Here is a 19,064-nt window from a genome sequence, read left to right on the forward strand (position 1 = left end):
GAGTTGCCTCGCGTCAGGCGGCCAGCCGCTCCAGCTGTGCCACCCGGTTCATGGCCCGGTGCAGCAGCATCAGCAGCCCCAGGCGGTTGAGCCGAAGGTCGGACTGCTCGGCATTGACCATCACGTCGTCGAAGAAGGCGTCGACCGGCCCACGCAGCGCAGCCAGGGTCTGCAGCGAGGCGGTGTAGTCGCCGGCATCGAACTGCGCATTGGCCACGGGCAAGATCTCTTGCATGGCGGCGTGCAGCGCCTTTTCGGCCGGCTCCTTCAGCAGCAGCTCGCTCACATGCGCGTCGGCCTCGGGCGATTTCTTGAGGATGTTGCCGATGCGCTTGTTGGCCGCGGCCAGCGCCGGCGCCTCGGGCAGGGCTGCAAAGGCGCGCACGGCCGCCAGCAGCTTGGGCACTTCGCCCAGCCGCTGCGGCGCGGGCGCCAGCACCGCCTCGACTTCCTGTGCGCTGGCGCCCTGCTCGCGCAGGCTGCCGGCCAGGCGGTCGTAGATGAAGGCTTCGAGCGCCTCGGTCGGGTCGGCCAGCGGATGGTCGCCGGCCTTGGGCGCGCTGAAAGCGGCGTGGGCCTGGCCGATGAGGTCGCGCAGGCCCAGCGGCAGGTGACGCTCGGTCAGCATGCGGATCACGCCCAGCGCATGGCGACGCAGCGCGAAGGGGTCGCGGTCGCCGGTCGGCAGGTTGCCGATGCCGAACATGCCCACCAGGGTCTCGAGCTTGTCAGCCAGGGCCGCCACGATGCCGACCGGACCGCGCGGCAGCGCGTCGCCGGCAAAGCGGGGCTTGTAGTGGTCCTCGATGGCGTCGGCCACGGCCTGCTCGAGGCCGTCGTGGAGCGCGTAGTAACGGCCCATGGTGCCCTGCAGCTCAGGGAACTCGCCGACCATGTCGGTCACCAGATCGGCCTTGGCGAGCTGGGCGGCCTGCACTGCGCGCCGGGCCAGCGTGGGGTCGCTCGTCGCCAGGCCCAGTTGCTCACCGATGGCATGCGCGATGCGCATCACCCGCTGGACGCGCTCGCCCTGCGTACCGAGCTTGTTGTGATAGATCACCTTGCCCAGCGACTCGACGCGCGAAGCAAGTGACTTCTTGCGGTCCTGGTCGAAGAAGAACTTGGCATCGGCCAGGCGCGGGCGCACCACGCGCTCGTTGCCGCCGACCACCGCGCTGGCGTCGGCGGGCCGGATGTTGCTGACCAGGAGGAACTTGTGGGTGAGCCGCCCGGCGGCATCGAGGAGCGGGAAGTACTTCTGGTTGGCCTTCATCGTGAGGATGAGGCATTCCTGCGGCACGCCGAGGAACTCGCGCTCGAACTCGCACACCAGCACGTTGGGGCGCTCGACCAGTGCAGTGACCTCGTCGAGCAGCGCCTCGTCGTGGATCGGCTGCGTGCCGACACCGGCCGACAGTGCGGCCTCGGCCAGCTGGCGCGCGATTTCGAAGCGGCGCGCCTCGAAGCCGGCGATGACCGCGCCTTCTTCCTCCAACTGCACCGCATAGCTGTTGGCGTCGCGCAGCACGATCGGGTCGCGCAGAGCCTCGAAGCGATGGCCATGGGTTTCACGCCCGGCCTGGAGGCCCAGCGCTTCGACCGGCACGACAGCATCGCCATGCAGCGCGACCAGCCCGTGCGCCGGACGCACGAAGCTCACGCTGGTCCAGCCCGGCAGCGCGCAGCCGGCTTCGAGCTGGTAGCTCATGACCTTGGGGATGGGCAGTTTCGCGATGGCTTCGGTCAGTGCCTTCTGCAGGCCTTCCGCCAGCGTGGCACCCTTGGCGCTGCTGTCGAGGAACAGGGCCTCGGCCTTGCCGTCCATCGAGCGGCGCAGCCCGGGCACAGCGGCAACATCGGCACCCAGCGAGGCGAGCTTCTTGAGCAGCGCCGGCGTTGCCTGGCCGGCGGCATCGAGTCCCACGGCCACGGGCATCAGCTTCTGCGAGACCGCGCGGTCTGAAGCCTGCGAGCCGACGTGGGTGAGGTGTGCCGCCAGGCGCCGCGGAGAGGCGTAGGCGGTCAGTACCGAGCTCACGTCGGCCAGGCCCTGGGCCACCAGCTGCTCACGCAGCACGCCGGCAAAGGCGTCGCCGAGCTTCTTGAGCACTTTCGGGGGCAGTTCCTCGACGAACAGCTCGACCAGCAGGTTGTTGCGTGTGCTCATCGCTCAGGCCGCCTTCTTCGTCATCTCGGCCACCCACTCGCGCGGCGCCATCGGGAAGCCGAGGCGTTCACGGCTTTCGTAGTAGCTCTGCGCCACGCTGCGCGCGAGGTTGCGGATGCGACCGATGTAGGCCGCGCGCTCGGTGACGCTGATCGCACCGCGGGCGTCGAGCAGGTTGAAGCTGTGGGCCGCCTTGAGCACCTGCTCGTAGGCCGGCAGCGCGAGCTTCTGCTCCATCAGGTGCTTCGCTTGCCTCTCGTGCGCGGCGAAGGCGGTGAACAGGAAGTCCGCGTCGCTGTGCTCGAAGTTGTAGATGGACTGCTCGACCTCGTTCTGGTGATACACGTCTCCATACGTGATGCCGGGCGTCCATTCCAGATCGAAGATGCTTTCCTTGCCCTGGATGTACATGGCCAGGCGTTCCAGCCCGTAGGTGATCTCGCCCGTGATGGGCCGGCAGTCGATGCCGCCGACCTGCTGGAAGTAGGTGAACTGCGTCACTTCCATCCCGTTGAGCCAGACCTCCCACCCCAGGCCCCAGGCGCCGAGCGTGGGGTTCTCCCAGTCGTCCTCGACAAAGCGGATGTCGTTCTTCTTCAGATCGAAGCCCAGCGCCTCGAGCGACCCGAGGTAAAGCTCGAGGATGTTGGCCGGCGCCGGCTTCAGCACGACCTGGTACTGGTAATAGTGCTGCAGGCGATTCGGGTTCTCGCCGTATCGGCCGTCCTTGGGCCGCCGGCTTGGCTGCACATAGGCGGCCTTCCAGGGCTCGGGGCCGAGCGCGCGCAGGAAGGTGGCGGTGTGCGAGGTGCCGGCCCCCACCTCCATGTCGTAGGGCTGCAGCAGCGCGCAGCCCTGGGCATCCCAGTAGGACTGCAGCTTGAGAATGATTTGTTGGAAGGTGAGCATCTTGGGGTGGTGGCTGTTCGAGTCCTCGGCACAGCGAACCGGGCATTTTAAGAGCGCCCGGACGGACGACGGCCGCAGGGCTTGCGCCGCTGCGGCCGTCGGATGAAGCGGGAAGCGCCAGGGGGTCAATACTCCCAGAAGATTCTCTGCAGTTCCTTCGGGTCGTTGGTCTTCGTCAGCGCCACCATCGCGAGGATGCGCGCCTTCTGCGGCTTCAGGTCATGCGCCGCCACCCAGTCGTACTTGTCGTCGGGCTGCTCGGCATTGCGCAGCACGAAGCCGTCGGGCACGCGCGAGCTGCGGATGATCTGCACGCCTTCGCCGCGCAGCTTCTGCAGCACGGGCACGATACGGTCGGCCACCGAGCCGTTGCCGGTGCCGGCATGGACCAGGGCCTTGACGCCGCTCTTGCCGAGCGCATCGATTGCGGTGGAAGGTACGCTGCCGTAGCCGTACACGATGTCGACCGCGGGCAGTGCGGTGATCTCGTCGATGTTGAATTCCGACTGGGCCGTGTGGCGCTTCACCGGCGCGCGGAACCAGTAGTTCTTGCCCTCCACGATCATGCCCAGCGGACCCCACTGGCTCTTGAAGGCCTCGGTCTTGATGTTGACCGTCTTGCTGACGTCGCGTCCGCTCTGGATCTCGTCGTTCATGGTCACCAGCACGCCCTTGCCGGACGCGTCCTTGCTGGCGGCGACGTTGACCGCGTCGTACAGGTTGAGTGCGCCGTCGGCCGAGAGCGCGGTGCCCGGGCGCATCGAGCCGACCACCACGATGGGCTTGGAGGTGCGCACCACCAGGTTGAGGAAGTAGGCGGTCTCCTCCAGCGTGTCCGTGCCGTGGGTGATCACGATGCCGTCGACGTCGGCCTGCTTGGCGAGAGCCGAGACGCGCTTGGCCAGCACCATCAGGTTGTCGTTGGTGAAGCTCTCAGAAGCGATCTGGAACACCTGCTCGCCGCGCACGGTGGCAACCTTCGAGATCTCTGGCAGGCCGGCAATCAGCTTGTCGACCGGCACCTTGGCCGCGGCATAGGTGGCGCTGTTGGCGGCCGAGGCTCCGGCGCCGGCAATGGTGCCGCCGGTCGCGAGGATGACGACGTTGGGCAGGGCCTGCTGGGCATGGGCGATGGCGGCGGCGGCCGTCAACGCCGCGGCGGCCGCGAAGGCACGGATGCGGGTGGCAAAGAACATGGAGGCTCCTGTTGGCGTGAAGAATCTCACGAAGCGCAGAGACGATAGCGGAAGCGCAGGCGGCCGTCATGCCGGCGGAATGCTTCCTGCGCATGGGCCAATGCCGCCGAAGCGATTCAGCGGCTGCCGGCGGCATCCTCCACTGGCGCCGGATCCGTCGGGCGTCCTTGCCTGGCCTGCGGCAGCTTCATGGCCAGCAGGGCGGCGCACGCCGACAAAGCAAGTCCCGTGGAGAGCCAGAGCGCGCCGGCACCCCAATGCTCGAGCGCAAGGCCGAACAGGAAGGGCGCGCCTGCCTGCACGATCCGCGCAGGCACCATCAGGAGGCCTTGCCGCTGCCCATAGCCTTGCGGGCCGAAGACCAGCAGGGGCAGCGTCCCGATGGCGATGGTCAGGATGCCGTTGCCCAGCCCATGCAGCACTGCGAAGGCTGTGGCCGCCTGCATCCCGAACAGGCCCAGGCACAAGGCGCCGAGCGGATGGGCCAGCGTGGCCAGCCGCGCAGAGAGCAGGGGGTGCGCGCGCCTGAGCAAGCTGAACTCGATCAGCCGGCCAGCGACTTGCGCCGGGCCCACCAGCGCCGCGATCGACACGGCCAAGGCGAGCGTCGCCCCTCCGGCGACCAGCAGCCGCGGCAGGTGCGCGGCCATGGCAGTGCTGACGAACCAACTCACGGCGAAGACATAGGCCATGATCCAGGCTGCTCGGCGCTGCTCGGCCGCGCTCAGGGCGGCGGCGCGGCCCTGCTCGGCCTTGCCGTCCTCCGCCTGAATGGCATGCGCGGACGGCGGCGGCGGCAGCAATGCATTGAGCGGGAGGCCGAGGACCAGATGCAGCCCAGCCCAGGCCAGGCAGGCGCCCCGCCATCCCGCGATCTCCGCGAGCAGGGCGGACAGGGGCCATCCCACCGTACTTGCAAGACCCCCCAGCAACGTGATCCCGGTGATGACGCCGCGCGCGTCGCGCCCGTGCAAACGCACGGCGGTCGCGAATGCGGCTTCGTACAAGCCGCTGCCCATTCCCACGCCGAGCAGCACCCATGCGGCGAAGACATGGAGCACCTGGCTCGACAGCGCGAGCCCGGCCAGGCCTGCCGCGAACACCAGGTTGCTCGCGACCAGCACCGGGCGGCCGCCGAAGCGATCGATTGCACGCCCGGCCCACGGCCCGGTCGCAGCCGACACGAGGAGCGCGACGGAGAACGCGCCGAAGATCGTGGAAGGAGAGACATTGAACTCGGCCCCCATGGGCCCGGCGAGGACCGCAGGGATGTAGTAGGAGGACGCCCAGGCCAGCGTCTGCGCCACGCCCAGCATCAAGGTCGTCGCGGTGCGGCCAGGCAGGGCTCTCACGCTCGGAGACTGCGCTTCTTGACGCGCTCGTGGCAAGGCGAAGGCTTCATGCGCCCATCTTCGCCGAATTTGCCGATCCGGCCTCTCAGGCGAGCGTGATGATGAGTCCCTGGTGGGCTTCGCAGGGCACGGTCCCGTCGAGCGCGGCGGCGTGCTGCGGCGCCTGCGTGGTGGCGAGAAGTACGTTCGCACGGCACCCGTCGGGACGACGCACCATCTGCCGCGTCCCGCCGAGGTTCAGCAGAACGAGGAGGCAGCGATTGCGATGGCGTCGGGTGTAGCCCAGCACCGTGCCTGCCGCGAACGGATGCTCGAAAGCGCCCTCGCGCAGCGCCGCGTCCGATCGGCGCAGGCGGATCAGTTCGCGATACAGCGTCAGCAGGGAGCCGGCATCCTCACGCTGCGCCGCCACGTTGCAGTGCTCGAATCCCTCGGCGGCCGGCAGCCAGGGCTGGCCTCGCGTGAAGCCTGCGTTCGCAGTCGCGTCCCACTGCATGGGCGATCGCTGCGGATCCCGGTCCAGGCCCCAGCCGGGCACCAGAAGTTCGAAAGGATCATGCGGCTGCTCAACGTGGGCGCCGCGCATTCCGATTTCCTCGCCGGCATAAAGGATGGAAGTGCCCGGCAACGTGAGCAGCATCATGGCGACCACGCGCAGATGCTCGGGACCGCGCAGGTCATGCATGCGTTTCTTGTCGTGACCGCCTATCACCCAGTTCGGCCAGCCCTGCGCGAGCACCAGCTCGAGGTAGTCCTCCAGCATCCTGCGCACGCCGTCCGCCTCCCAAGGCGCGTCGAGCAGCCCGTAGTTGAGCGGCAGGTGCAGGATCGGCCGCTCCGCACTGCCGTAGAAATCGGCGATGCGATCGCCCGAGGTATCCACCTCGCCGAGCAGCACGCGGTCTCCGAAAGGCTCGACGGCCTGGCGCAGTTCGGCGAGCCAGTCCAGCACTTCGGGCCGGTAGTTGGTGTAGACGCGCTTGTACCGCTCGGGCGGGGGCGCCTTGTCCGCCTCGGGGTTGGGCGGGTCGTTGCGCAGGTACCGGTCCTCGGCCAGCACGGCGGCGGCATCGATGCGAAAACCGTCGACCCCTCGCCGCAACCAGGTGCGCATCACTTCGCACATCGCCGCGCGCACGTCGGGGTTGCGCCAGTTGAGGTCGGGCTGCTCCTTCAGGAAGGCGTGATAGTAGTACTGGCCCGTCGCTTCGTCCCAGGCCCACGCGCTGCCTCCGAAGCGGCTGAGCCAGTTGTTCGGCGGCCCTCCGTCGGGCGCAGGGTCGGCCCAGACGTACCAGTCGCGCCTGGCGTCGGAACGCGAAGCGCGCGAAGCCTGGAACCAGGGGTGCCGGTCCGAAGTGTGGTTGGGCACGAAGTCGAGGATGAGCCGGATTCCACGCGCATGGAGCAGGGCCAGCAGGCGCTCGAAGTCGACCAGCGTGCCAAAGACCGGGTCGATGCCGGTGAAATCCTCGATGTCATAGCCGAAGTCCTTCATCGGCGAGGGATGGACGGGGCCGAGCCATACCGCGTCCACCCCGAGCCATGAAAGATGGTCCAGCCGCGCGGCGATGCCCGGCAGATCACCCTTGCCGTCGCCGTCGCTGTCCTGGAAGGAGAGCGGGTAGATCTGATAGATCAGCGCATGGCGCCACCATGGCACCGAAGCGTCCTGCGGCGAAGCGTCCTGCGGCGAAAGGTGCATCTGCTCGAGTTCGAATCGGGCGGGTTTCATCGGCGGTCTCGATGGAGCGGGTGTCGCTTCCCCAGGCAATCGGCGTGCCCGGCACCACCGCGTTTGTGCGCTTCGACCCGTGCGCCTGCTCAACCCGGGGCAACTGCGCGACTGGCACGTTTCCGCGTGAAGAAGGGCACAGCCGCCACGACCACGATCGCCAGGCCCCACAACGGCCACAGCCCCAAGCGCGAGACCCACCACGCATAGGGCGTGAGCCCTGCGCGACCTTCGACCGACGCGACCAGCACGCCACGCGTGAGACGCGGCAGTGCGTGCGTGACGCGGCCGCGGTGATCGATGACCGCGGTCGCTCCCGTGTTGGTGGCACGCACCATCGGCCGCTGGAATTCGAGCGCACGCATGCGCGAGATGGCCAGGTGCTGGTCGATCGCCACCGTATCGCCGAACCAGGCAATGTTGCTCACGTTGAGCAGGATCGTGGGCGCGCTCGCCTCGTGGCGGAAGTTGGCGCCGATCTCGTCGCCGAACAGGTCTTCGTAGCAGATGTTGGGGGCGATGCGCTGGCCCTGCCAGTCCAGCGGCGGCTGCGCGAGCCCGCCGCTCTGGAAGTCGCCGAGCGGGATGTTCATCAGGTCGGTGAACCAGCGGAACAGGCCCGGCACGAACTCGCCGAAAGGCACGAGGTGGTGCTTGTCGTAGCGGTAAGGCGCGCTGCGCCCGGGGCCGAAGGCCAGCACCGAGTTGGTGTAGACGCGGCCATCGCCCAGCGGCAGGCCCACGATCGCGGTCTGCGAGCCGGCCGTGTAGTGCGCCGCGATGGCATCGAGATAGCCGGGCGGCAGTTGCGACGGCAGAAGGGGCAGCGCGGTTTCGGGCGTGATCACCAGCGGCTCGGTGGCGCGCTGCAGTTGTTCGCCGTACCACTGCAGCGCAGTGGCGATGCCGCCACTGGGGATGAACTTCTCGTCTTGCGGGATATTGCCTTGCAGCAGCGCCACGTCGATGCGGCCACGCGAAAGCGCCGCGTCGTCGGGTGCGCCCCGCACCGCGGTGAACAGCGCCGGCGCGGCCAGGAGGATCAGGGCGGCGCCGAGTTCACGCATCCGCGCGCCGGCTCGCGTGGCGCGCAACGCGGCTGCTGCGAGCGCCGCGATGGCGGCCGCGACGGCGCCGACGCCATATGCGCCCAGCCAGGGCGCATAAGCCGTGAGCGGACCATCGACGTGGGCGTACCCGCCGGCCCCCCAAGGAAAACCTGTGAACAAGCTGTTGCGCAGCAGCTCAGCCAAAGTCCAGGCAGCAGCGAACAGGAGCACGGCGCCCACGCGATGGACCGGCGCGAACGCGACATAGACGGCCGCGGCAGCGGCGTAGTACAGCGACAGGGCCGCGGACAGCGCCAGCACGGCCATCGCGGCCAGCGGCGCAGCGAGTCCGCCGTAGGTGTGCATCGAGACGAAGAGCCACCAGAAGGTGCCGCACAGCCAGGCGGTCGAGAACACCCAGCCGTAGAACACCGCACTGCGCCACGCGCGTCGCGGCCCGGTGCGATCCGGCAGCGCATCGAGCTGCCAGACCAGCGCGGCCAGGGAAAGCAGTTGCAGCCACCACAATGGCTGGCCGTTCCAGGGAGCCGCGATGGACGCGGCCTGCGCGAGACCTGCGAATGCGAAGCCCAGCGGGCGCACCGGCGTTTTCAATCGCCCGCGTCGTCGCCACGCGCTGGCGAGACCTTGAACCAGCGCACAGCACCGCCCTTCGTGTGGAGCACGACGAAGTCGAAGGCACCCAGCGCATAGTGCTCGCCGCGCTTGGGCACATGGCCCATTTCGTGGGCGATCAGGCCGCCGATGGTGTCGAAGTCCTCGCTCAGCATCTCTTCGTCGAAGACGATGCCGAAGGCCTCGGCCACGCGCTCGATCGGCGTGTCGCCCGAGACACGGTAGGTGCGGTCGGCCAGCCCGAAGATGTCACCCTCGTCTTCGGCGATGTCGAATTCGTCCTCGATTTCGCCGACGATCTGCTCCAGGACGTCCTCGATGGTGATGAGCCCGGCAACGCGGCCGAACTCGTCGATCACGATCGCCAGATGGTTGCGATTGCCCCGGAATTCACGCAGCAGATCGTTCAGGCCCTTGCTTTCGGGCACGAACGTGGCGGGACGCAGCAGCGCGCGGATGTTGAGCCCTGGCGCGCGCTGCAGCTTGAGCAGGTCCTTCGCGAGCAGGATACCGATGATGTTTTCCTTCTCGCCCTCGTAAACCGGAAAGCGCGAGTGCGCCGCGTCGATTACCAGGTTGAGCAGCGCCTCGTAGGGTGCATCGATGTTGACCAGGTCCATGCGCGGAGCGGCCACCATCACGTCGCCGGCGCTCATGTCGGCCATGCGCAGCACGCCTTCGAGCATGACGCGCGATTCGGCGCCGATCACGTCGTTGTCTTCGGCGTCGGCGAGGGTTTCGATCAACTCGTCACGCGAGTCGGGTCCGGGATGAATGAACTCGGCCAGTTTCTGGAGGAAACTGCGCTTGTCCTCGCGTTCAACGGGCACGCGGTCGGGATGAGGGTCAGCCACTGCGGCAGGGCGGAGTTGGGGAATCGCAAGGATACCGGAACGGGCCGGCCCCGCGGGGCTCCGCCGGTCGCCTGCGGCAACTGCCGGTCAAGGCGAAGACTGCTCACGCGCGGCGCGCACGCCGCTGCGGATCTCCTGCAGAGTGGCCAGCAGGGCCCAGAACTGCTTGGCACGTGTCTTGAGCTGGAAGTCGACCTCGGCGTAGTGTTCTAGCGCGATCTCGCTCATGCGGCTGTCGAAGGTGGCGTTGGGCAGTTGCAGATGGGCTTCGGATTCGGAGCCGCTGCGCACCACGGTCGCGCCGGCATTGCGCGCAATCTTGAGCATGGCCATGTTTTCGCTCAGCGCGTGGATGAAGAGCATGCCGACACCCTCGTTGCGCGCAATCACTGCCGCGCGCTCGAACAGGCGGGCCCCATAACCGCGGCCGCGTGCGTGCTCTGCGACGGAGACGCCGAACTCGGCGCAATCCTTGAGCTGATCGTCGGGGGCAAAGGCGAGGTGCGCCATCGCGATCAGGTCGAGACGGCGGTTGTAGATGCCGAAGAGCTCGTCGCGATCGAAATCGAGACCGTCGACATAGCGCTGGATCTGCTCGTCGGAGGCGGCGTAGCCGAAGCGCAGGTAACGGTCGTGGGGCTTGAGCGCGAGCAGGTGCTGCGCGATGCGATCCCGCTCGCGTGGTCCGATCGAGCGGATCGGCACCATCACGGGAGCGGTCGAGGCGGCGCGCGGCCGGGCTTCAATCATGGGCGTTTTCAGGAAGGAGCCGATGCCGAGCGAGGCTTTCAGAAGTGCCTTGGCGGTATTCATAGCTCCAATATAAGGGTTTTCCCCTAACCGGCAAGGTCGCAATGCCTAAAAAGTAATTCATAAGATTACAAACTCGAAGCAGCAGATGGCAACCTGCCTGTTGCTATATCGGCACAGCGGTAGTGGCCTTCACCCCTGTCCAGCACGAAACTGGTTTTGAAGTCTTCCACGCTGGGGTGCTTGAGCAGCGTGTTTATGATGAAACGGCTGTAGTGGGCCATATCGGCTACGACGCTGCTCTCCCCGAGACGCCGCACCCGCCGCACCCGCCGCAGCACCGCGCTCGGCGAGAGGCTGACGGCCTCGGCGAGTTTGGTCGTAAGTGGCCCGGCCATCGCCTGGTCGGCTGCTGCGCAATATCAGCCGATCCCGCTTGTCAAGTGCGTTCCTTTGGGAATTTCCACAGTGTCCTTGCGTTGTGAGTCGGTTGTGGGCCTGGTTTCGCTGGAATCGTGAGGAGGTGCGCTCTTACAGTTCCACACCTGCGTGCGCAATCGCAACGCCACACTGAATTAACCTGCCACTTCTTTCTGGAGACGCCTCATGAGCACCGTCGACGCCCCCGCTTTCACTACGTGGGACAACCCCATGGGTACCGATGGCTTCGAGTTCATCGAATATGCCGCGCCCGATCCGATCGCCATGGGCCAGGTCTTCGAGCGCATGGGCTTCAAGGCGGTCGCGAAGCATCGCCACAAGAACGTGCTGCTGTATCGCCAGGGTACGATCAACTTCATCGTGAACGCGGAGCCGGACTCCTTCGCCCAGCGGTTTGCCCGCCAGCACGGCCCGAGCGTCTGTGCCATCGCCTTCCGGGTGCAGGACGCCAAGGCCGCCTACGAGCGCGCAACCTCGCTGGGTGCCTGGGGCTTTGCCGACAAGGCCGGCCCTGGCGAGCTGAACATCCCGGCGATCAAGGGTATCGGCGACAGCCTGATCTACCTGGTCGATCGCTGGCGCGGCAAGAACGGCTCGCAGCCGGGCGACATCGGCAACATCGGGTTCTACGACGTCGACTTCGAAGCCCTGCCCGGCCTGACGGCACTGCAAGCGCTGGCGCCAGAAGGCAATGGGCTGACCTACATCGACCACCTCACGCACAACGTGCATCGTGGGCGGATGAACGAGTGGGCCGACTTCTACGAGCGTCTGTTCAACTTCCGAGAAGTCAAGTACTTCGACATCGAAGGCCAGGTCACGGGCGTGAAGAGCAAAGCGATGACCAGCCCCTGCGGCAAGATCCGCATCCCGATCAACGAGGAAGGCAAGGAGCAGCCCGGCCAGATCCAGGAGTACCTGGACCTCTATCGCGGGGAAGGCATTCAGCACATCGCGATGGGCTCGAACGACCTGTACAAGACGGTTGACGCGCTGCGCGCAAGCGGCGTCAAGCTGCTCGACACCATCGATACCTACTACGAACTCGTCGACAAGCGCATCCCGGGCCACGGGGAAAGTGTCAATGAACTTCACAAGCGCAAGATCCTGATCGACGGCAAGAAGGACGCGCTGCTGCTGCAGATCTTCAGCGAGAACCAGTTGGGCCCGATCTTCTTCGAATTCATCCAGCGCAAAGGGGACGATGGCTTCGGCAATGGCAACTTCAAGGCCCTGTTCGAGAGCATCGAGCTCGACCAGATGCGTCGGGGTGTATTGAGCGCCGCACAATAGTTGCTCCATCACAAACAGGAGCAAGGAATGCGCTTGAGCTTTTGGATTGGCTATTCATCGATCGCGGCTGCTGTCCTCGTGCTCGGTGGCTGTGCGATGAACCCGCAGCAGCAGCCGCAGTCCGTGACCACATCGCGTCTCGATGCAGTGCAGAAGACAGGCGTGCTGCGCATCTGCACGCCGGGCGACTACAAGCCTTTCAGCTTTCAGAAGCCCGATGCGAGCTATGAGGGAATCGATGTCGACCTGATGGCCAGTTTCGGCAGCAGCCTCAATGCGAAGCCAGAGTGGGTCAAGACAACCTGGGCCAACCTGCTGCCGGACCTTGCCGCCGGCAAGTGCGAGCTCGCGGTGGGCGGAGTCTCGGTGACCACCGAGCGACAAAAGCGCGCCTTCTTCAGCGCGCCTTACATGGTCAACGGCAAAACACCGATTGCGCGCTGTGCCGACGCCGCCAAGTACCAGAGCGTCGCCGCCATCGACAAGCCCGAGGTGCGGGTGATCTTCAACCCCGGCGGAAGCAACGAGCGCTTCGCGCGTGCCAACTTCAAGCGAGCCCGGCTCACGCTGCATGGCGAGAACGTGACGATCTTCGATGAGATCCTGGCGAACCGTGCCGATGTCTTCGTAACGGAAGCGGCGGAAGCGATCACGCAGCAGAAGCTGAAGCCGGGCCTCTGCGCAATCAATCCCGACAGGCCGCTGCAGTACGGTGAGATGGCCTGGATGCTGCCGCGCGATGACATCGCATTCAAGGCCTATGTCGACCAGTGGCTGCACCTGGCACGAGCGGACGGCGAGTTCCAGCGCGTCATGGACCGCTGGCTCAAGTAACCATCTTCCGGAGCGTTCACGAAGACGCCTTCCGGTGCGGTCATGCCCGCGGTCTACGGTCAAACGGACCGGCCGCCACGCGGCGATTATTCGCGCGGCGGCGCCGTGCTCGCGGACTACACCTGTCCGCAGGACTGGGCCAGCTACACGCCGGCCGACCAGGACACCTACCGTCGCCTTCGAACGGCAGGCCGCGCAGTCGTCGGGACTGGCTTGAGGCATGTTTATCGAATCACTGCCGCTTCTCGGCGTTCAAGGACCGAGTTCCGCGCTTCGAGGAGATCAATGAACGGCTCTACAGCTCTCTGCTGCGAGCCACGCGTACGCGCTACAAGATCGACACCGACCAGCGCAACTACTTCGTGATCGACAGCCTCGCCCAGCTCTTTGACCTGACGGCGCCGGACTTCACGCCCTTTTACCAAGCGCTTTCCCGGGAGCCAGACATCGAAGCCGGGGTATTGCTGCAGGGCGAGTCCTCTCGCTGAGCACGAGGTTTTCACTCGTCGAGCAGTGCGAAGGTCTGCTGCCGCAGGCTCGCGACAAACGCCATTTCCACATGGCCGCGCCCGGCGGCAAGCCTGTTGTCTGCGCCGGGGAGCGTGGCCGATGACGTCGGGAAGACGATGTTGTCGCAATTCGAGTACCAGCAGGTAAACGGCACTTCGCTCCCGAATGCGCTGTCCATTTGCCGGATCCATTCGTCGTCTATTCGCATCTGGCGTCCGTTCGCGGTACGGCCGAAGCGTGCCAGCCAAGTGCCACGGTGCGGCGTGCCAATCGTGACGATGCGATGCACGCGCGCAGCATCCGCGCTCCGCAGCCAGGCTCTGGCGGCCAGGCCGCCCATGCTGTGGCAGATCAGGACTGGCGAGTGTCCAGTTGCAGCGGTCACACGCGAGATTGCCTGGTCAAGTACCGTCACGTAGTGATCGATCGAGCCGAAGACTGGCTCTAGATCGAGAGCGATGAAGGCGTGTCCGGTCGCACGCAATTCCTGGAGCCAGGGATTCCAGAACCCCCGATTGCACAGGAACCCGTGCAGCAGCACCACGCCACGCCGGCCGCTGCTCACGGGCAAATGATCGGGAACTGCCTGCGAGCGGAACGGCTGTTGCCAGCAGAACACCCACAGCGCCATCCGGCTTTCGGCAGCCCACGCCCGCGCGCACTGCATCGGAGTGGCGCGTCCTGACGGGTCTCGTCGGCTGACGTGATAGCTCGCAATGAACTCCAGCGCCAGGAAAGCCGTGTGAGCCAGGCTCAAGGTCAGAAGGCCGGCTACGGCCACGCCGGGAGCGACAGGCCACCAGCCGCCAGTCCACCAAGCGGCTGCCAGCAGCCAAGCCAACACGATGCATTTCTGAACACGCGCGACCATGCGCCCGACTATCGCACGCGAAACAGATCTTCCGCGACACTGGGACAAGCCCGCTGGCGGCACGGCCCAGCTCGCTTCGACAATCCGCCGGCAAAGGAATTCGCATGCAATCAGCCGTCTTGAAAAGCTATCCGCCGGGCGTACCGCACGAGGTGCATCCCGAGCAGTACCGTTCGCTGGCCCAGTTGTTCGACGAGTCTTTCGATCGCTACGCAAAGCGACCCTTCTCGGTGTGCATGGACAAGTGGATGAGCTATGCGGAACTGGACGAATTGTCCAGGGCGCTGGGGGCTTGGCTCCAGGCGCGCGGGCTGGAGGTCGGGGCTCGCGTGGCCATCATGCTGCCCAACGTGCCGCAATTTGCGGTCACCATGGCAGGGGTTCTACGCGCGGGCTACACCTGCGTCAATGTCAATCCGCTATACACCGCGCGCGAGCTCGAGCATCAACTGAAGGATTCCGGTGCGACGGCGATCGTCATTCTCGAGAACTTTGCAGCGACGCTAGAACAGGTGATCGATCAGACGACCCTCAAGCATGTGGTCGTCGCTTCCATGGGCGACCTGCTTGGCGGCCTTTACGGCACATGGATCACGCTGGCAGTACGACATCTCGCCAAGATGGTACCCCCGTACAAGCTCCCTCTCGACAGGGGCCGTACAGTAGTACCCTTTCCGAAGGTGATCGCGGACGGCAAAGCACTCAAGCTCGGATTGGACACGAGCACGCTCGACTCGATCGCCTTCCTGCAATACACAGGAGGCACTACCGGTTTGTCTAAGGGTGCCGTCTTGACACACCGCAACATCATCGCGGCCACGTTGCAGGCCGAAGCCTGGTTCAAGCCGGCGCTCGGGCGCGCAGGCGACTCGTCCAAAATCAATAGCATCGCAGCGCTGCCGCTCTATCACATCTTTGCACTGACGCTATGCCTGCTCGCGATTCGCCTGGGATCGCATCTCACGTTGATCCCCAACCCGCGCGATATCGACAAGTTCATCGTCGAGCTCAAGAAGAGGCCCTTCCACATGCTCCCGGCGGTGAACACGCTCTTTAATGCGTTGTTGATGCATCCAGAGTTCAAGACCATCGACTTCTCCAGCCTTCTCATCTCCCAGGCCGGGGGTATGGCCGCATCAGCGGGAACGGCCCGGAAGTGGTTCGAGACGACAGGCTGTCCGATGATTGAGGGCTGGGGCATGAGCGAGACCTGCGCGATCGGAACAAACAACCCGGTGTCCAACATCGCCTTCACGGGCACCATCGGCTTGCCGCTGCCCGGTATTGAAATTGCGATCAAGGATGACGAAGGCTGCTCCCTGCCCCTCGACGAGCCAGGCGAGCTCTGCATCAAGGGGCCCAACGTGATGGTCGGCTACTACAACCAACCTGCAGAAACCAGGGCGGCGTTCACTGCAGATGGCTTTATGCGCACTGGCGACATTGCGCTCATGCAGGAGGACGGCTACAGCCGGATCGTTGACCGTAAGAAGGACATGATCCTCGTGAGCGGCTTCAACGTGTTCCCGAACGAGCTCGAGAACGTTATCTCGCTGTGCCCGGGCGTGCTTGAATGCGCGGCAATCGGGGTGCCCGACGAAAAGCAAGGCGAGGCGATTAAAGTCTTCGTGGTCCGCAAGGACCTCACACTGACCGAGGACGCCGTGACACGTTACTGCAATGATCAACTGACCGGGTACAAGCGCCCCAAGCACATCGAGTTTCGACATAGCCTGCCAAAAACTAACGTGGGGAAGATCCTTCGGCGGGAGCTCCGTACCGACGGGCCTTGAACGCGCTGCCTGCGGGGCTTTGCAGGGGCAGATGTAGGTCGATGGGCGTTGGGCGTTGGGCGTTGGGCGTTGGGCGTTGGGCGTTGGGCGTTGGGCGTTGGGCGTTGGGGCTTCCGTTAACCTGTATGGCCGCCAGTGGCTGGGGTATTGGGATGGTAGCGCGTGCGGGGGTTCTAAAAGCAAAAAGCCCAACCATTGCTGGTTGGGCTTTTTGTGGCTGTAAGAGCCTGACGATGACCTACTTTCACACGGGAACCCGCACTATCATCGGCGCTGAGGCGTTTCACTGTCCTGTTCGGGATGGGAAGGAGTGGGACCACCTCGCTATGGTCATCAGGCATAAAGGGGTGCTGTCTTGGTGTTGAGGTCAAGACGGCGAATTCATAGAGTTAAATCAGCTTGGTATTTGACTGCGTCACTTGGCATAAAACCTTGATCTGGGAGATCAAAGTTATAGGGTCAAGCCGCACGAGCAATTAGTATCGGTTAGCTTAACGCATTGCTGCGCTTCCACACCCGACCTATCAACGTCCTGGTCTAGAACGACTCTTAAGGGGGCTCAAGGCCCCGGCAGATCTCATCTTGAAACGAGTTTCCCGCTTAGATGCTTTCAGCGGTTATCTCTTCCACACTTAGCTACTCGGCAATGCCACTGGCGTGACAACCGATACACCAGAGGTGTGTCCACTCCGGTCCTCTCGTACTAGGAGCAGGCTTCCTCAAATCTGCAGCGCCCACGGAAGATAGGGACCAAACTGTCTCACGACGTTTTAAACCCAGCTCACGTACCTCTTTAAATGGCGAACAGCCATACCCTTGGGACCGGCTACAGCCCCAGGATGAGATGAGCCGACATCGAGGTGCCAAACACCGCCGTCGATATGAACTCTTGGGCGGTATCAGCCTGTTATCCCCAGAGTACCTTTTATCCGTTGAGCGATGGCCCTTCCATACAGAACCACCGGATCACTATGTCCTGCTTTCGCATCTGCTCGACTTGTCAGTCTCGCAGTTAAGCACGCTTATGCCATTGCACTATCGTCACGATGTCCGACCGTAACTAGCGTACCTTCGAACTCCTCCGTTACGCTTTGGGAGGAGACCGCCCCAGTCAAACTGCCTACCATGCACTGTCCCCAATCCAGATAATGGACCTAGGTTAGAACCTCAAACACACCAGGGTGGTATTTCAACGTTGGCTCCATGCGATCTAGCGACCACACTTCAAAGCCTCCCACCTATCCTACACAGATCTGTTCAAAGTCCAATACAAAGCTACAGTAAAGGTTCATGGGGTCTTTCCGTCTTTCCGCGGGGAGATTGCATCATCACAAACATTTCAACTTCGCTGAGTCTCAGGAGGAGACAGTGTGGCCATCGTTACGCCATTCGTGCAGGTCGGAACTTACCCGACAAGGAATTTCGCTACCTTAGGACCGTTATAGTTACGGCCGCCGTTTACTGGGACTTCAATCAAGAGCTTGCACCCCATCATTTAATCTTCCAGCACCGGGCAGGCGTCACACCCTATACGTCCACTTTCGTGTTTGCAGAGTGCTGTGTTTTTAATAAACAGTCGCAGCCACCGATTTTTTGCAACCCATTCATGCTCCGTTGTTCACTTCACACTATTAGGGCACACCTTCTTCCGAAGTTACGGTGTCAATTTGCCGAGTTCCTTCTCCTGAGTTCTCTCAAGCGCCTTAGAATACTCATCTCGCGCACCAGTGTCGGTTTGCGGTACGGTCGTGTGCAGCTGAAGCTTAGTGGCTTTTCCTGGAACCTCGTTCAGTCACTTCACCAGCAAGCTGGCTCGATCGTTGGCCTCGGTATATGTGCGCCGGATTTGCCTAACGCACGCCTACTTCCAACTAAACCGGGATATCCAACACCCGGATGACCTATTAAGATCCGTCCCCACATCGCACTACACATCGGTACAGGAATATTGACCTGTTTCCCATCAGCTACGCATCTCTGCCTCGCCTTAGGGGCCGACTCACTCTACGCCGATGAACGTTGCGTAGAAAACCTTGCGCTTACGGCGAGGGGGCTTTTCACCCCCTTTAACGCTACTCATGTCAGCATTCGCACTTCTGATACCTCCAGCACGCTTTACAACGCACCTTCACAGGCTTACAGAACGCTCTCCTACCACGCACAGTAAACTGTGCATCCGCAGCTTCGGTAACTGGCTTAGCCCCGTTACATCTTCCGCGCAGGACGACTCGATCAGTGAGCTATTACGCTTTCTTTAAATGATGGCTGCTTCTAAGCCAACATCCTGACTGTTTTAGCCTTCCCACTTCGTTTCCCACTTAGCCAATTTTAGGGACCTTAGCTGGCGGTCTGGGTTGTTTCCCTCTTGAGTCCGGACGTTAGCACCCGGTGCTCTGTCTCCCAAGCTGTACTCGTCGGTATTCGGAGTTTGCCTTGGTTTGGTAAGTCGCCATGACCCCCTAGCCAAAACAGTGCTCTACCCCCGACGGTAATACTTGAGGCACTACCTAAATAGTTTTCGGAGAGAACCAGCTATTTCCAAGTTTGTTTAGCCTTTCACCCCTATCCACAGCTCATCCGCTAGTTTTGCAACACTAGTCGGTTCGGACCTCCAGTACCTGTTACGGCACCTTCATCCTGGCCATGGATAGATCACTTGGTTTCGGGTCTACAC

The 19,064-nt window shown here is 63.9% G+C and carries 12 protein-coding genes, 2 rRNA genes and 2 pseudogenes (1 of these 16 running past the window's edge); 4 read left to right on the forward strand and 12 right to left on the reverse strand.

Features of this window, described 5'->3' with window-relative positions; all coding sequences use genetic code 11:
• Window positions 1-13: 13 nt before the first annotated feature.
• From glyS to G3W89_RS24790, 9 genes and pseudogenes are all read right to left on the reverse strand, one after another.
• Entirely contained in the window at window positions 14-2,167 is a 2,154-nt protein-coding gene (gene glyS / locus G3W89_RS24750) for a glycine--tRNA ligase subunit beta (protein ID WP_162576638.1), read from the reverse strand.
• A gap of 3 nt (window positions 2,168-2,170) precedes the next feature.
• Window positions 2,171-3,076: a glycine--tRNA ligase subunit alpha gene (gene glyQ / locus G3W89_RS24755; protein WP_162576639.1), complete on the reverse strand. Its 906-nt coding sequence runs from the start codon at window positions 3,074-3,076 to the stop codon at window positions 2,171-2,173.
• A gap of 125 nt (window positions 3,077-3,201) precedes the next feature.
• Window positions 3,202-4,272 (reverse strand): type II asparaginase, encoded by a 1,071-nt coding sequence (locus G3W89_RS24760; RefSeq protein WP_162576640.1) that lies wholly within the window; start codon window positions 4,270-4,272, stop codon window positions 3,202-3,204.
• 116 nt (window positions 4,273-4,388) lie between these two features.
• On the reverse strand, window positions 4,389-5,588 hold the full coding sequence (locus G3W89_RS24765) for an MFS transporter (protein ID WP_162577638.1): 1,200 nt from the start codon (window positions 5,586-5,588) through the stop codon (window positions 4,389-4,391).
• Window positions 5,589-5,709: 121 nt separating this feature from the next.
• Window positions 5,710-7,359 carry an alpha-amylase family glycosyl hydrolase gene (locus tag G3W89_RS24770; RefSeq protein WP_232076725.1) on the reverse strand — a complete coding sequence of 550 codons (1,650 nt, stop codon included), beginning with the start codon at window positions 7,357-7,359 and terminating at the stop codon, window positions 5,710-5,712.
• Between the two features lie 89 nt (window positions 7,360-7,448).
• Window positions 7,449-9,023 (reverse strand): apolipoprotein N-acyltransferase, encoded by a 1,575-nt coding sequence (gene lnt / locus G3W89_RS24775; RefSeq protein ID WP_162576641.1) that lies wholly within the window; start codon window positions 9,021-9,023, stop codon window positions 7,449-7,451.
• The gene (locus tag G3W89_RS24780) at window positions 9,020-9,898 is read right to left on the reverse strand and encodes an HlyC/CorC family transporter (RefSeq protein ID WP_162576642.1); all 879 of its coding nucleotides are present in this window, start codon (window positions 9,896-9,898) and stop codon (window positions 9,020-9,022) included. The genes lnt and G3W89_RS24780 overlap by 4 nt, the downstream gene beginning before the upstream one ends.
• Before the next feature lie 87 nt (window positions 9,899-9,985).
• Window positions 9,986-10,711, reverse strand: a complete 726-nt coding sequence (locus G3W89_RS24785) for a GNAT family N-acetyltransferase (protein ID WP_162576643.1) — start codon at window positions 10,709-10,711, stop codon at window positions 9,986-9,988.
• A 103-nt stretch (window positions 10,712-10,814) separates the two neighbouring features.
• Window positions 10,815-11,074: pseudogene (locus G3W89_RS24790) on the reverse strand (Lrp/AsnC ligand binding domain-containing protein).
• Window positions 11,075-11,254: 180 nt separating this feature from the next.
• Between G3W89_RS24790 and hppD the strand changes: the two are divergent.
• From hppD to G3W89_RS24805, 3 genes and pseudogenes are all read left to right on the forward strand, one after another.
• Window positions 11,255-12,382 (forward strand): 4-hydroxyphenylpyruvate dioxygenase, encoded by a 1,128-nt coding sequence (gene hppD / locus G3W89_RS24795; RefSeq protein ID WP_162576644.1) that lies wholly within the window; start codon window positions 11,255-11,257, stop codon window positions 12,380-12,382.
• A gap of 27 nt (window positions 12,383-12,409) precedes the next feature.
• Window positions 12,410-13,216, forward strand: a complete 807-nt coding sequence (locus tag G3W89_RS24800) for a transporter substrate-binding domain-containing protein (protein ID WP_162576645.1) — start codon at window positions 12,410-12,412, stop codon at window positions 13,214-13,216.
• Window positions 13,217-13,258: 42 nt separating this feature from the next.
• Window positions 13,259-13,704 (forward strand): annotated as a pseudogene (locus G3W89_RS24805) (hypothetical protein).
• Between the two features lie 11 nt (window positions 13,705-13,715).
• Here the strand turns inward: G3W89_RS24805 and G3W89_RS24810 are convergent.
• On the reverse strand, window positions 13,716-14,483 hold the full coding sequence (locus tag G3W89_RS24810) for an esterase/lipase family protein (RefSeq protein WP_332107455.1): 768 nt from the start codon (window positions 14,481-14,483) through the stop codon (window positions 13,716-13,718).
• A 218-nt stretch (window positions 14,484-14,701) separates the two neighbouring features.
• On the opposite strand from G3W89_RS24810, the gene G3W89_RS24815 reads away from it, so the two are divergent.
• Window positions 14,702-16,390 carry an AMP-binding protein gene (locus G3W89_RS24815; protein ID WP_162576646.1) on the forward strand — a complete coding sequence of 563 codons (1,689 nt, stop codon included), beginning with the start codon at window positions 14,702-14,704 and terminating at the stop codon, window positions 16,388-16,390.
• A gap of 225 nt (window positions 16,391-16,615) precedes the next feature.
• Here the strand turns inward: G3W89_RS24815 and rrf are convergent.
• A 5S ribosomal RNA gene (rrf, locus tag G3W89_RS24820) occupies window positions 16,616-16,728 on the reverse strand.
• Window positions 16,729-16,845: 117 nt separating this feature from the next.
• Window positions 16,846-19,064, reverse strand: a 23S ribosomal RNA gene (locus G3W89_RS24825); it runs 652 nt beyond the window's last position.

Source organism: Variovorax sp. PBL-H6, assembly GCF_901827155.1.
Taxonomy (GTDB): Bacteria; Pseudomonadota; Gammaproteobacteria; order Burkholderiales; family Burkholderiaceae_C; genus Variovorax.

Excerpts from the sequence above, each read along its gene's own strand:
- glyS (WP_162576638.1), bottom strand. The coding sequence starts at position 2,167 with ATGAGCACACGCAACAACCTGCTGGTCGAGCTGTTCGTCGAGGAACTG.
- glyQ (WP_162576639.1), bottom strand. The coding sequence starts at position 3,076 with ATGCTCACCTTCCAACAAATCATTCTCAAGCTGCAGTCCTACTGGGAT.
- G3W89_RS24760 (WP_162576640.1), bottom strand. The coding sequence starts at position 4,272 with ATGTTCTTTGCCACCCGCATCCGTGCCTTCGCGGCCGCCGCGGCGTTG.
- G3W89_RS24765 (WP_162577638.1), bottom strand. The coding sequence starts at position 5,588 with ATGCTGGGCGTGGCGCAGACGCTGGCCTGGGCGTCCTCCTACTACATC.
- G3W89_RS24770 (WP_232076725.1), bottom strand. The coding sequence starts at position 7,359 with ATGAAACCCGCCCGATTCGAACTCGAGCAGATGCACCTTTCGCCGCAG.
- G3W89_RS24785 (WP_162576643.1), bottom strand. The coding sequence starts at position 10,711 with ATGAATACCGCCAAGGCACTTCTGAAAGCCTCGCTCGGCATCGGCTCC.
- hppD (WP_162576644.1), top strand. The coding sequence starts at position 11,255 with ATGAGCACCGTCGACGCCCCCGCTTTCACTACGTGGGACAACCCCATG.
- G3W89_RS24800 (WP_162576645.1), top strand. The coding sequence starts at position 12,410 with ATGCGCTTGAGCTTTTGGATTGGCTATTCATCGATCGCGGCTGCTGTC.
- G3W89_RS24815 (WP_162576646.1), top strand. The coding sequence starts at position 14,702 with ATGCAATCAGCCGTCTTGAAAAGCTATCCGCCGGGCGTACCGCACGAG.